This is a genomic window from Treponema sp. (assembly GCF_051883275.1).
GTDB lineage: Bacteria > Spirochaetota > Spirochaetia > Treponematales > Treponemataceae > Treponema_D.
In genome coordinates this window covers 13,544-27,459 of sequence record NZ_JBJETK010000036.1, presented here as the reverse complement: position 1 = coordinate 27,459, position 13,916 = coordinate 13,544, and the positions used below count along the sequence as shown (strand labels likewise).

General features: G+C 46.3%; 12 protein-coding genes. 4 read left to right on the top strand and 8 right to left on the bottom strand.

Annotated elements, in window-relative coordinates:
- Positions 1-11: 11 nt before the first annotated feature.
- The 4 genes from argB to ACI4L0_RS05365 all read right to left on the bottom strand — a co-directional run bounded on the left by argB (position 12) and on the right by ACI4L0_RS05365 (position 5,264).
- Positions 12-911, bottom strand: a complete 900-nt coding sequence (argB, locus tag ACI4L0_RS05380; RefSeq protein ID WP_439799140.1) for an acetylglutamate kinase — start codon at positions 909-911, stop codon at positions 12-14.
- Between the two features lie 59 nt (positions 912-970).
- Entirely contained in the window at positions 971-2,242 is a 1,272-nt protein-coding gene (gene argJ / locus ACI4L0_RS05375) for a bifunctional glutamate N-acetyltransferase/amino-acid acetyltransferase ArgJ (protein ID WP_439799139.1), read from the bottom strand.
- Between the two features lie 328 nt (positions 2,243-2,570).
- Positions 2,571-4,151 carry a glutamate--tRNA ligase gene (gene gltX, locus ACI4L0_RS05370; protein ID WP_439799138.1) on the bottom strand — a complete coding sequence of 527 codons (1,581 nt, stop codon included), beginning with the start codon at positions 4,149-4,151 and terminating at the stop codon, positions 2,571-2,573.
- A 717-nt stretch (positions 4,152-4,868) separates the two neighbouring features.
- Positions 4,869-5,264: a helix-turn-helix domain-containing protein gene (locus ACI4L0_RS05365; protein ID WP_439799137.1), complete on the bottom strand. Its 396-nt coding sequence runs from the start codon at positions 5,262-5,264 to the stop codon at positions 4,869-4,871.
- Positions 5,265-5,401: 137 nt separating this feature from the next.
- Between ACI4L0_RS05365 and ACI4L0_RS05360 the strand changes: the two genes are divergently transcribed.
- Positions 5,402-6,049 (top strand): hypothetical protein, encoded by a 648-nt coding sequence (locus ACI4L0_RS05360; RefSeq protein ID WP_439799136.1) that lies wholly within the window; start codon positions 5,402-5,404, stop codon positions 6,047-6,049.
- Between the two features lie 557 nt (positions 6,050-6,606).
- Positions 6,607-7,335 (top strand): ABC transporter ATP-binding protein, encoded by a 729-nt coding sequence (locus ACI4L0_RS05355; protein ID WP_439799135.1) that lies wholly within the window; start codon positions 6,607-6,609, stop codon positions 7,333-7,335.
- On the opposite strand, the gene ACI4L0_RS05350 is transcribed toward ACI4L0_RS05355, so the two are convergent.
- Positions 7,332-7,889: a hypothetical protein gene (locus ACI4L0_RS05350; RefSeq protein ID WP_439799134.1), complete on the bottom strand. Its 558-nt coding sequence runs from the start codon at positions 7,887-7,889 to the stop codon at positions 7,332-7,334. The genes ACI4L0_RS05355 and ACI4L0_RS05350 overlap by 4 nt on opposite strands.
- A gap of 125 nt (positions 7,890-8,014) precedes the next feature.
- On the opposite strand from ACI4L0_RS05350, the gene ACI4L0_RS05345 reads away from it, so the two are divergent.
- Entirely contained in the window at positions 8,015-10,099 is a 2,085-nt protein-coding gene (locus ACI4L0_RS05345) for a [Fe-Fe] hydrogenase large subunit C-terminal domain-containing protein (RefSeq protein WP_439799133.1), read from the top strand.
- 19 nt (positions 10,100-10,118) lie between these two features.
- Here the strand turns inward: ACI4L0_RS05345 and ACI4L0_RS05340 are convergent, their stop codons facing one another.
- Positions 10,119-11,042: a M15 family metallopeptidase gene (locus ACI4L0_RS05340; protein WP_439799132.1), complete on the bottom strand. Its 924-nt coding sequence runs from the start codon at positions 11,040-11,042 to the stop codon at positions 10,119-10,121.
- Between the two features lie 159 nt (positions 11,043-11,201).
- Here ACI4L0_RS05340 and ACI4L0_RS05335 point away from each other — a divergent pair, with 159 nt between their 5' ends.
- On the top strand, positions 11,202-12,269 hold the full coding sequence (locus tag ACI4L0_RS05335) for a YeiH family protein (RefSeq protein WP_439799131.1): 1,068 nt from the start codon (positions 11,202-11,204) through the stop codon (positions 12,267-12,269).
- Positions 12,270-12,317: 48 nt separating this feature from the next.
- Here ACI4L0_RS05335 and ACI4L0_RS05330 read toward each other — a convergent pair whose 3' ends face one another.
- Complete coding sequence (locus tag ACI4L0_RS05330; RefSeq protein ID WP_439799130.1) at positions 12,318-13,007, bottom strand: SDR family NAD(P)-dependent oxidoreductase; 690 nt, start codon at positions 13,005-13,007, stop codon at positions 12,318-12,320.
- A gap of 30 nt (positions 13,008-13,037) precedes the next feature.
- A complete protein-coding gene (locus ACI4L0_RS05325) occupies positions 13,038-13,793 on the bottom strand; it encodes a VUT family protein (protein ID WP_439799129.1) in 756 nt (251 codons plus the stop codon).
- Positions 13,794-13,916 lie beyond the last annotated feature (123 nt).

Here is a 13,916-nt window from a genome sequence, read left to right as displayed (position 1 = left end):
TTATAATCAGCTTAGTAAATCATAGTTCCAATTCCCCGGTCGCTGAACATTTCTATTAAAAGCGAATGGGGAACTCTTCCGTCTATAATGTGGGTGCGGGGAACACCGCCGTTTCGGGCCAGCATGCAACATTCAATCTTTGGAATCATTCCGCCTGCAATTATGCCCTCGCTGATATAGCGGTCAACATCGTTTATATGGATACGCTGTATCAGCGACGAAGGATCATTCACATCCTTTAGAACACCCGGAACATTTGTAAGCTGCACGAATTTTTCAGCCTGAAGCGCAACAGCTATCTTTGCGGCAGCGGTATCGGCATTGATGTTGTAGCGGACATTCTCGCCGTCACAGCCGAGCGCAACCGTGGAAACAACAGGAATGAAATTCTGCTCCAAAAGCGACAGAATAATCTCAGGGTTCACTTCTGTAACTTCGCCCACAAATCCAAGATCCTGGCCGTCCTTCTGAATTCGCACAGCCTTTAAAAGCCCCGAGTCAACGCCGCTTAGCCCCACTGCCCTTCCGCCGTTTTCAAGAAGAAGCGCAACAATATCCTTGTTCAGCTTTCCGGTCAGAACCATCTGAACAATTTCCATTGTCTCGGAATCAGTGTAGCGCAGACCGTTTACAAAAGTGCTCTGCTTTCCGACTCTTCCAAGCATATTGTTAATTTCAGGACCGCCGCCATGAACAAGCACAACGCGGATTCCGATTGTGCTCAGGAGAACAATATCCTCCATGACGTGCTTTTTAAGATCTTCGTTGAGCATGGCATTTCCGCCGTACTTTACGACAACAATTTTTCCAACCCAGTGCTTGAAATATGGAAGAGCCTGCACAAGGACACCTGCCCAGTGCGCATTGTCAAGCCGGGGATCTGTTTCTTTTTCTGGTTTGTTTGAATTCAATTTTATGCTCCGTTTTACGGGAAGACCCGCTGACACCAAAGCGGTCAGCAGGCTCTTTCCTATGTTCTATAATCGCCGTTTATCTTCACATAGTCATAGGTCAAATCACAGCCCCATGCAGTTCCGCACGCTGTTCCGTCCCGGCACTCTATGAGAATTCTCACTTCAGCCTCCTGAAGAACTTTTTTTGCGGCGGCCTCGTCAAAGTCCAGCGGAACTCCGTTTTCAAAGACCTTTACGCGGCTGGCTTTTCCTGTCTGCGGACCGATAAAGTCAGTTGCCCCGGCGCGCATGGAATTTTCCGAGCTCTCAAACGTGATGGAAGTTTTTTCCGGGGTGAAGTCGAATCCGGAATATCCCATGGCGCACAGAAACCGCCCGAAATTCGCATCGCTTCCAAAGATAGCCGCCTTTGCAAGACTTGAGCCTATCACAGCCTTCGCAAGCCCCCGCGCAGTTTCCACATCCTTTGCGCCGCTGACAGTGCACTCAATCAGTTTTGTTGCGCCTTCGCCGTCGCCTGCAATCTTTTTTGCCATCTGCATATTAACAGCATTGAGGGCCTCGTAAAAAAGCTCAAAGTCCTCTCCCTCGCAGGTGATTTCAGGATTTCCTGCCATTCCGTTTGCAAGGACTGTAAGGCTGTCATTTGTAGAAGTATCGCCGTCAACCGACACACAGTTGAATGTTCCGGCAACAGAGCGGCGCAGAGCCTTTTCCAGCATCAGGGAAGAAACCGCACAGTCTGTTGTTACAACACAGAGCATTGTCCCCATGTTTATGTGAATCATTCCCGAGCCTTTCGCCATTGCGCCGATTCTGACAGTCTTTCCGCCTATAACGGTTTCAACAGCGCACTCCTTGAAATGCGTGTCCGTTGTCATTATCGCAGTCCGGGCTTCCTTGTGGCCTTCCTTTGAAAGACCGTCCTTCAGAGCCTGGATATTTTTTTCTATTTTTTCAACGGGAAGCTGCTTGCCTATTACGCCTGTGGAGTAGACAACAACGTCCTCCGGCTGAATTCCCAGAACACCAGCGGCAAGAGCCGCCATGCGCAATGCAGTTTCAGCGCCCTGTTTCCCGGTGCATGCATTTGCGTTTCCGGAGTTCGCAATAACAGCCTGCGCCTTTCCGTCTGAAATATGCTTCTTTGTGACCTTAACGCTTTCGGCCTGCACTTTATTCTGAGTAAAAACTCCGGCGGCATTGCACATCCGCTCGCTGAACACCAGCGCAAGGTCGTTTTTTGTGCTGCTCTCTTTTATTTTGCACATAACTCCGTTAGCCGTAAATCCAGCAGGAGCTGTGACTCCACCATCAATAAACTGCATTTTTATACACTCCTTTTGTGTAATTTTGCATAATTATAAACTTTTTCTGTATAATGTCAACAAATTTTCAGCAAAGCGTCTTTAATCAGCTTATAAAATAAAAAGGGGATCTCTAAAAACTTCAGTTTTTAGAGATAACTTTGAAAATGCGATATTCTAAGTTGCGATATTATAGCGACTTAGAACTCGCCAGCATCTCGAAAAAATCGACAAAGACGAGTTTTTCGAGGTGCCCAACAGTCTTTCCGCGAAAAAAAAGGTTCAGGCAGAATTTCCGCCCAAACCTTTCAACGGATGTCTAAAAAATCACTGAAACAGACAGCCTGCTTTAGCCGGCAAAGGCCGCAAGTGTCTTTTCAACACGGCTGACAGCCTTTTCCTTGCCAAGAATCCATATCGAGCCGATAAGAGGCGGAGAAATGCGGCTTCCTGTGACTGCCATTCTAACCGGCATCATAAAGTCCCCGAGCTTAACTCCAAGCTCCTCGGCATATTTCTTTGCAAGCTCCTCAGCATCATCATGTGTCATTCCGAATATCTCAGAGACAAAGGACTTCGCCTTGCCAAGAATTTCCATTGTTTTCTGGGCATCCAGTTTCTTTGGAATGATGTCCTCCTTTGCAGGAACGGCAGGCTCTGTAAACATAAAGCGAACCATTTCGGCGGCGTCAGTAAGAAAGTGCAGACGCTCCTTTATGAGAGGCATAAGCTCAAGCAGTTTTTTCTGCACATCCTGGCTGGACATTCCCATTGAAGAATCAACACAGACAGGATTTCCGTCCGAACCGAGCGCAACTCCTGAATACTCAGGGCCGACCTTGGGCTTCGGCTGCGGATTTTCAGGATTGATTTCAAGAGAAGCGTCACCTGTTCCTGTGATAAACGGCAAAGTCCACTTGTACAGCTCTTCATCAGAGAGCGCGCGGATATACTGGCCGTTGTACCATTCAAGCTTCTTGTAGTCAAAGACCGCCGGAGCCTTGTTCAGATGCTCAAGCTTAAAGTTCGCGGCAAGCTCTTCAAGGCTGTATATATCACGGCCGTCCTCGTAGGAGCACCCGAGCAGCGCAACGTAATTTACAATCGCCTGCGGAAGGTAGCCTCTCGCGCGGAATTCATTCAGCGAAGTGGAGCCGTGCCGCTTTGAAAGCTTTTTGCCGTCGCTTCCGTTGACCATAGGCAGGTGGCAGAATTCAGGGTGCTGCCAGCCGAACGAACGGTACATCTGAACATGGAGCGGAGTTGAAGGAATCCATTCCTGGGCGCGCATCACATGGGTTATCTTCATCAGGTGGTCGTCAACAATATTCGCAAGATGATATGTCGGAAAACCGTCGCTTTTAAGCAGAACAGGGTCAGGGGAAATATCCTCATTCTTCCATACAATATCGCCGAGCAGATGGTCAGAGAATTTTGTTTCGCCCTCAAGCGGCACTTTCAGGCGTATGACATAGGGCTTGCCGGCCGCAAGGTTCGCCTTCACTTCGTCTTCTGTAAGATGGCGGCAGTTTCTGTCATATCCCGGAGGCATCTTGTTTTCAGTCTGGATTTTGCGGATCCGCTCAAGACGCTCGGAGTCGCAGAAGCAGTAATACGCCTCGCCTTTTTCCACAAGCTCCATGGCATATTTCTTGTAAAGCTCGAACCGCTCGCTCTGAACATACGGACCGAAACCGCCGCCTTTTGAGCCGCCCTCGTCCCAGTCAATTCCAAGCCATGCCATTGTGTCATACAGGTTGTCCACGTATTTTTCATCAAACCTTGTGCGGTCTGTGTCCTCAAGGCGAAGTATAAATTTTCCGCCCCTGGATTTTGCAAAAAGATAGTTGAAAAGCGCAGTGCGCACTCCGCCAATATGCTGCAGCCCCGTAGGAGAAGGCGCATACCGGACTCTGACTTCTTCTGACATATTTCACCTCATTTTTTTCTGATTAAAAGTAAAAAAACATTTCTATAGGATTATAGCGACAGATGGATTTTTACACAATAACAGCCGCATACACTGCTGACAGCATGACGTGGTTTTAGACAGTGGAATGACGAGGGTGCAGTCAGTGGAACAACGAGGGTGCAGTCAGCGGAACGGCGAGGGTGCTGTCATTCCGAACTTGTTTCGGAATCCATGCAGTTACGACACACAGATGCTGAAACGAGTTCAGCATGACGTGCACTGTGTTCAGCAAGGGGGCTGTCATGCTGAATTTATACTGTCATTCAGGCTTTGCACTGTCATTCCGAATTTATTTCGGAATCCATGCGCTAATACAACACAGATGCTGAAACGAGTTCAGCATGACAAGGGGGAAAATGCCGCATGACGTGGTTTTAGACAGTGGAATGACGAGGGTGCAGTCAGTGGAACGGCGAGGGTGCAGTCAGCGGAACGGCGAGGGTGCAGTCAGCGGAATGGCAAGGGTGTTGTCATTCCGAACTTGTTTCGGAATCCATGCAGTTACGACACACAGATGCTGAAACGAGTTCAGCATAACGTGCACTGTGTACTGCATGACAGGGCTTTAGGAGGGCTGTCATGCTGAATTTATACTGTCATTCAGGCTTTGCACTGTCATTCCGAACTTGTTTCGGAATCTATGCATTATATACAATGCCCGGAAGTTTCTGGGAGTCAAGTCTGCGGCTCATCCGGCTTAACACTTTTTATAGATTCTGCGGTCTGATGAAGCAGGGATTTAAATGTCTTTTGAATATTCTGCGGGACTGAGCCGAGGTCATTCAGGATTGTTTTTTCTTCCGCTGTAACAAAAACATACAGTTCGTTTTTATTTTCTTTTCTTTCTTTTCCTGTAACGAGAAATTCCACAGAAACATTCAGTGCCTCTGCAATTTTTACAGCAATGTCCGCAGGAGGAATAGATGCCCTTGCCCCAAGATAGTTGTCTAACGTTCCCTTTACAATTCCAGTTTTTGCTGAAAGTTCCTTTACTGTAAGCCCCTGAAAATCAAGCTCGCTTCTAAGATTTTCCCTGAATGAATTCATTTTTCTGATTATATCAACTGACATATAATTCGCTTGACTTAATAGCTCAATCTGCATATAATACATTCAGATATGTAGATTGACATATCAGGAAATTTCACGCATGAACAAAACAGTTTCACAGCGTGGAAAATAAACTTTCATCAAAAAGGAGTAAAAAGATGAAAAAGACAATCAAATGGTTCGCCGTTCTTGCGGCAATGGTTATGGGTCTGTCATTCGCTGGATGTTCCGACTCTTCAGACGATGATGACGATGATGATGTTGTTGTTCCTACTGTAAAGGAAGCTAAAACTTCTGTTGAGGTTAAAGTGCTTGATGCTGATGGTCTTGCTATAAAAGATGAGAATGATAGTGTTACTGGCACCATCGTGCTCTCTGATAGCGACAATACAACATATTATTTTTCTGACGGAACTAATTTGAGATCACATACCTCGGAACCATCTGGCAAGACTGACGGTTCAGCTTACAGTGGTAAAATCCTCGTGGCAGACGGCAAGTATTACCTGCAGAATGCTGTGTATGAGCGCGGAACTACTTCTGACATTGAAACTATTGAGGACACCTTTACAGACAAAGACAATAATAAGTCTTTGGCTTTCAAAGCTGGCAACAAGGTAGACTATTGCGCCGATACAAGCGCGACTGATCTTGCCGCAAAAGAATATTCTTATACCAACAATGCTGGTGTTTTGACAGTTGTAATTGATTCTGATGATCCTGAGCAAAATATAACAGCACTTTACGATGGAAGCAAAATCTACGAGGTAACAGAACTTACAAAAGAAGCTGACGTAACTTTCTAGTAATAAAAGATGTCTGCATCCTGCCGGGCCATGCGTGCCACGGCAGGACGCAGGCGTTCTGTTCCTCCGCTCATCTAAGCCGCCCACTTGCTTCATAAAAACACTATCACGCTAAACCCAGCGAATGTCACGCAGTACACAGCACCTGTCATGCTGAACACAGCGAACGTCATGCTGAACTCGTTTCAGCATCTGTGTCTTGTAACCACATAGATTCCGAAACAAGTTCGGAATGACAGTAAAAATCCGGAATGACAGTGCAAATCCGGAAAAGACAGCCCCAACTATGTCACGCTGAACACAGCACACGTCATGCAGTACACAGCACCTGTCATGCTGAACTCGTTTCAGCATCTGTGTCTTGTAACCACATAGATTCCGAAACAAGTTCGGAATGACAGTATAATTCGGAATGACAGTATAATTCGGAATGACAGTAAAAATTCGGAATGACAGTGCAAATCCGGAATTGCACTGTGCCTGATAATTTTTTGACAGCCTTTTTTTTATAGAATATTTTTGTAGCAATAAACGACAGATTCTGCTATACTGATGGAATGAATCTGATTGAGCTAAAAGACATTTCTAAGAATTACAAGATGGACAAAGTCATTGTAAAGGCCGTGGACAAAGCTTCTTTTTCAATACAGAAAGGCGAATTCGCGGCGATATCCGGCGCTTCAGGCTCAGGAAAATCAACGCTCTTGAATATAATAGGGCTTATAGACCTTCCGACCTCAGGAACACTTTTTCTCAACGGAAACGACATATACGAAAAGACAAAGCTTTCGGCGGACACAAAACTTTCTGCCGGTCTTGACAAAAAGCTTACCGTGCTCAGAAGAAAAAACCTGGGCTTTATATTCCAGACCTTCAACCTGATTCCGGTGCTGAATGTAAGGGAAAACGTAGAGCTTCCGCTTACGCTCGGGCCTTCGTTTGCAACGGAAACAATGGGAAAAAAGGAGCTGGGCGAATGGATAGATTTTCTTATTGAAACAGTCGGGCTTTCATCATGGAAAACACACAAGCCGTCAGAGCTTTCAGGCGGACAGAGACAGAGGGTTGCAATAGCTCGCGCTTTGGTCACAAAAGCGCCTGTGATTCTCGCCGACGAGCCCACCGCAAACCTTGATTCAAAAAACGGAGACCAGATTCTTGAGCTTATGAAAAAACTCAACCAAGAGCTGAAGACCACCTTTATTTTTTCAACCCATGACTCAAAGATTGTTGCCATGGCGGATCATGTAATAAAAATTTCAGACGGAAAAATCACAAGCGCCTAATCCGCTTCCGCCGGAACAGGCTTTGTAAATTTCCAGAACAGCGGAGCCTTGCCGCTGATATTCCATGCGCCGGTGTAGAAGCCGTTTTCGTCCGCGCAGGGGCTTACAAAAATCACACGGGCGGGATTTTCCGTGTCGTACAGAAAAACATTGGAGCGCCAATCTTTCCGGGCAAGCTCTTTTTCAGTCACAAGCCCCGCAAGCTTTTCCTTTGGGGTATAAAAATATATTTTGTATTTTCCGCTCTTTAAAAGAAGGTGCATCGCCATTCCGCCGCTAAGATAATAGGAGCGCTCGTAGGGAATTCCTTTTTTTGGCTCGCTCATCCATGAATAGTTCGCCTTTGCGTTTTTGTAGGTAACGTCCTCGCCGGTCAGGGCATCTTCAAGCCTCAGGTAGCAGCGGACTTCATTTATATGCCAGCTGTTTTCAGGGCGGTAGATTATGAGCGACCAGGGATTGTGCCTGACTTCAGGCTCTTCTGCAAAAAAAGCACAGGGCGCGGCGCATAAAAGAAAAACCGGCAGCAGAAAAACAAAAAACTTCAGCTTCATTGAATTCATATTACGATTTTTCAGCCAAAAAGTCAGCCTCTGAAAAATCATGGAAAAATAAGTATTCGGAAGGCGGCAAACGGTTGACAAACAGGAATTTTATTATATTATGATAATACTGCAGTATGATAGAAAGAAGCCAAAAATACCGCCCTGTTATTTCAGTGGAAAAAGAAAAATGCGTGAACTGCCAGAGATGCATCTCTGTGTGCCCTGTAAAAATGTGCAACAACGGCTCAGGAGATCACGTTGCGTTTGACGACAGGCTCTGCATCGGCTGCGGCGCCTGTATTGAAGCCTGCTCACACGGAGCAAGAAAAGGCATTGATGATTCAGCCCAGTTTTTTGAAGACCTCGCAAAGGGAGAAAAAATCGTGGCGATTGTAGCTCCTGCGGCCGCCGTGTCCTTCCGAGGAAAGGATCTTGAGCTGAACGGATTTTTAAAATCACTCGGGGTCGAGGCCGTGTTCGATGTGAGCTTCGGAGCGGAGCTTACAACAAAATCATACGTTGAACATATAAAGCGCGCCCGCCCGGAATTTTTGATTTCACAGCCCTGCCCTGCGCTTGTTTCGTTTATAGAAACCTACCGACCGAACCTGATAAAATACCTTGCGCCGGCTGACAGCCCCATGCTTCACTGCGCAAAAATGATACGCCAGTTTTACCCGAACTACAGAAACCACAAAATCGCCGCGATTTCTCCGTGCTATGCAAAAAGACGGGAATTCGACGAAACCGGAATCTGCGACTACAACGTAACAATGCGCTCAATCGAACAGCGCCTCAAGGAAAAAAATCTGACACTCGATTTCTTTGACAAAGTTGAATACCAGAATCCTGCGGCAGAGCGCGGAGTTCTCTACTCCATTCCGGGCGGGCTTATGCGGACAGCGGAGCGTTTTGTTCCCGGAATTTCTGAAAAAACACGCAAAATCGAAGGCAATCCAAAAATTTTCCATTACCTTGCGCACATTGAAGAAGACCTGAAGAAAAACAAGCCGTGCTTTATGCTGATTGACTGCCTGAACTGTGAAAACGGATGCAACGAAGGCGCCGGCACTTCAAACCAGAATATGCGCCTGGACGAAATGGAATCCTACGTTGAAAACCGCATGAAACAGCGGCATGAATACTGGCAGAAAAAGAGCTTCAGCAATAAAGCCGCGCTGAAAAAGCTCAACAAGGCCATTGATGATTTCTGGCAGCCTGAACTGTACAAAAGAACATATATCGACAGAAGCGAATATTTCCACAAGACGATAAAGGAGCCGTCAGCGGAAGAAATTCAGCAGATTTACCGCCAGATGTACAAAAAAACTTCCGCGGATATTTTGAACTGCGGCGCATGCGGCTACAAGAACTGCGAGCAGATGGCTGTTGCAATCCACAACGGACTGAACCGCCCCGAAAACTGCATGCACTATAAAAACATTCTAAAAGACATTATGCATTCCCAGTATGAAAACGAAACCAAGAAGACTGTCCGCAGCGTTGTGGAAGCGGGCGCGCAGAAGCTCACGGAAAACGAGCATGATGTCAAGGCTCTCACAGAAGCGGCCCGAAGCATGACACAGAGCGTTTCATCTTCATCCTCTGCTGTGGAAGAAATGATTGCGAATATCAACTCAATAAATACAGTGCTGGAGCGGAACGCGGACTCTGTGAACCAGCTTGACACAGCCGCAAGAAAGGGAATGTCCGGCATAGAAAACGTGTCTTCCCTTGTGTCCCAGATAGAGGAAAGCTCAAACGGCCTGAGCGAGATGAGCGATGTCATCCAGAAAATAGCGAGCCAGACAAATCTTCTTGCCATGAATGCGGCAATCGAAGCGGCGCACGCAGGAAACGCAGGACGCGGATTTGCAGTTGTAGCCGACGAAATAAGAAAACTCGCGGAAAGCTCAGGCTCAGAGGCGCAGAAAATTTCAGAAGTGCTGAAAAAGGTAAAGCAGCTTATCGACCTGACGTTCAAGGACACAGGAGAAGTCCACAAGGAATTCAGCGAAGTAGTTCAATACTCAAACACCGTTGTTACCCAGGAAGAAAACGCAAGAAAGGCCATATCCGAGCAGAATGAAGGCGGAAAGCAGCTTCTTCAGGCAGTGGGAGCAATGCGCGATATTACACAGACAGTAAAGGAGCGCACAGAAAAGCTGCTTGCAGATACCAATGCCATAAAGGAAAGCATTCTGGAGCTTGGAAAATAGCCGGAGCAAACCAGCGTTTTTAGTTCCCGGAGGCTTTTCTGCTGTAAAGAATGACTTCCGGGCGGTACTCAAAATGCATGTTATCCCAGATTGCCCATTTTCCGCCCCAGATAAATCCGTTGTTTTCAAAAATTGAAATGACTTTTTCAGGCGGCATCCACCTTCGCTCAAGCGGAAGCTTCATCCAGTTGTCGCCGTCTATGTCGCGCCGCCATGCCCAGTAAATATTTTTTCTTCCCCAGCCCTTTGGAAGAAGGTCGATTGCAAGCCCCAGACTATGGAACGAGCGGTTTCCCGAATCACTTATATTCCGCCACGAATAGCTGTCCGCGCTCAAAAGACTGTCTATGAAATTCCTGACTTCAGTGTCGGATTCCGCAGCAGCCCGGATTTCAGCTTCAACCTTTGCAAGAGGCTCCCTCAGCCGCTCGTGTGTGTTCGACCTTTTTCCAAGGAACACTGTGCTTTTTATGTGCCGCTCCAGGGAATCGCGCGTCTTGCAGTCATAGATAAAATCATAGAAAAACGGCGGTGTTCCCTTTATATTGGTTCGGTTTTCAGGGGAACTGAATTTTCTGATTCGCTCGATATCCTCCTCGGTGAACTCCGAGGGGTCATGCAGAACAAAATCGTATTTGTAAAGAAAAGGGCTGTAACGGCTCCTGTTGTCTATTTCAGATTCAGGAAGAAACATTCCGTCGGCCCAGAAAAATTCAGCGGAGCGGCTTCCGAGCGAAACTGAAATTTTCCAGTCCCCGGTAAAGGCATCGTATTCGCTTTTAAAAAGAACATCGGGATAAGCCTGCCTGAACAGTGAAAGAAGCTCCGGCTCGTCAAGCGGCTTTGAGAGGAAAAGCGGAAAAGAAAAAAGGCCGGATGAAAAAACAGCAAGAAGCGCGGCAGTGAAGAAGCAGCGATAAAAACAACTGGAAGCAAATTTCATTTTTAAACTATAGCATTTGAAATACCCGTCAGGTCAAGAGAATTTAAAAATATTTTTCAGGAACTCTCCGGGAGCAATCCGGCGTAATTTCAGCGGCACCCTGCGCGCAACTCGACTTTTAGGGATTTATATGCTATAAAAATACCACAGAGGTTTTTTATGGAATCGTTCAAGAAAATTTTTAAGGGGCTGCTTGTGTCCCTGGTAATCGCTGTGCCGTCCTGGTTTTTAGGAAAACTTTTTCCTGTTGTGGGCGGGCCTGTATTTGCAATCATAATAGGAATGGCCGCCACAAATTTCATCAAGGAAAAATCACCGTTTGAGGCTGGAATTAAATTCTGCTCAAAGAAAATTCTTCAGTGGGCAGTGATTCTTTTAGGGTTCGGGCTGGATCTTGGAGTTGTGGCAAAAACCGGCGCACAGTCGCTTCCGATAATTCTTTCAACAATACTTACTTCGCTTGTTGTTGCGTTCGCAATGTGCAAGGCAATGAAAATTCCTTCAAGGATTTCAACACTTGTCGGCGTCGGCTCTTCAATCTGCGGAGGCTCTGCCATTGCTGCCACTGCCCCTGTGATTTCTGCAACTGACGAGGAAGTCGCACAGTCGATTTCTGTAATTTTCTTCTTCAATGTGCTTGCGGCGATTATCTTCCCCTACTTTGGACAGCTAGTGGGATTTTCCACAGTGTCGGGCGATGCGTTCGGAATTTTTGCAGGCACTGCTGTAAACGACACTTCAAGTGTAACGGCGGCGGCTTCCACATGGGATGCAATGTACAGCCTGGGCTCACAGACACTGGACAAGGCCGTAACTGTAAAGCTTACCCGGACAATAGCGATTATTCCGATTACGCTGGTGCTTGCCTTGTATCAGATGATAAAGGCAAAAAAGGAATCTTCCGATGGAAAAACCGCAAAGATGAACTTTGACTTTAAAAAGATTTTTCCGTTCTTTATTTTGTGGTTTATTCTGGCATCTGTGCTTACAACTTTGTGCCATCAGTTTTTGGGCGAAGGGCTTATGCCTTATGCTGATTCAGTTTTTAAATTCCTGAAGACGATGAGCAAATTCTTTATTGTCCTTGCAATGGCCGCAATCGGACTTAACACAGATATAATAAAGCTTATAAAGACAGGCGGAAAACCGCTTATAATGGGCGCATGCTGCTGGATTGCCATAACCGCCGTGAGCCTTGGAATGCAGCATATTCTTGGAATATGGTAGCAAAAAAAAGCCCCGGGAACTTTTTGGTTTTCGGGGCAGATTTAAACTTTACCAGACAAATAAATCAGCGCAGTTTCTTTCGCCGCCTGAAATTTCAATCGCCTGCCCTGTGCAGAATTTATTTACGGCGCACATAAAATAAATCCATTCAGCAGCTTCTTCCGCAGATGCCCACCGCTTTAAAGGCGTAACATCCATTATCTTTTTCCACAGAATCTCATCGCGCATAACATGTCCGTTAAGCTCGGTTTCCACACCGCCGAAGCACAGCGCATTGCAGACAGCATGAAATTCATTTGCAAGCCGAATCGCGCAGTTTTTCATGTAGCCCACAACTCCAGCCTTGGACGCCGCATAAGAGGCAAACTCATTTCCAGTGAGCGCAGAAACAGAAGCATTGAACAGAACAGATTTTATTTCAGGCTGAAATGCGTATTTTTCAGTGACAAAAATCGTGCCCATAAGATTCACTTTTATGTCATCAGCACACACATTGCATCCGCCCTGAACTCCGGCATTGTTTACAAGAATTTCAACGCCTTCAATTTCAGGCAGAGAATCCCTGTCCGAAATATCACAGACAATATGGGTGTAAAGCGGAGCATTTTCCGCGGACAACTCACGCGAAACAGTGTTGGCATTTTTGTCCAGACCAATGACAGTGTTTTTTTCAGCAAGGAATTTCAACGCGCAGGCTCTGCCGATTCCGCTGCTTGTGCCGGTAATCAAAACTTTCATTCTGCCCTTCCCTCTGCTGAAATAGAATTTTCACGAATGACCATTGATGTATTCCTGCCCGACATTTTCCTTTTCCCAGTTGCAGACTATCCTGTAGCCCAGCCCCGAAAAAGCGACTTCGCACAAAAGCTCGAACACAGCCGCTATCGCAGAACAGATAAAAACCTGTGTCCACGTCCAGCCGAAAAAAACTTTTGAAACAATGAGCGCAAAAACAAGATTGTCAGCGAACTGCGCCACGCCCGTTGAAATATAAGAGCGAAATGCAAACGAAAAAAATCCCCTGCTGCGAACCACCGCACCGAGCGCATCATTCACAAGCGCATTTACAACAGAAGACAAAACAAACGCCGCCGAAGAACCAAGGACAACATACCAGGAGCCTCCAAAGGTGCTGTTCAGGGCATCATTGACAATCGAATTTCCAGAGGCATAATATTCGCCCCATTTTCCCGGCGCCTTTGAAAGAACGGCAAACATTGCGCATACACAAAGATTCATCGCAAGCGCAAGCAGCGACACCTTGATCGAAGCGCGCGCTCCCCACCGCCGGCAGATTACGTCCATGCACAAAAACATAATCCAGCTGAATGCAAATCCACAGTCCAGCGCAATGAATTTAAAATTCACAAGCTCCTTGTTTGCCATGAGATTTGCGCATACAATCGAAAGAATGAAAATTGAAACAACAGGTGAAGGTATATTCCTGAGAAGCAGCTTATAGTCCTCAAGCTCGCGGAACACCCATAAAAAGAATTTTTTTAAACACGCCGGGCAGAAAAGCATACAGCGTCCTCCATAAGAATTTTAATTTATAATGCGCAGGAGAATTATGAGGAATCATAAACTGCGCAAAAATGAATATACAGCTTTTGATTTTTTAGTGCAAGATGAAATTCAAAGTTTCCC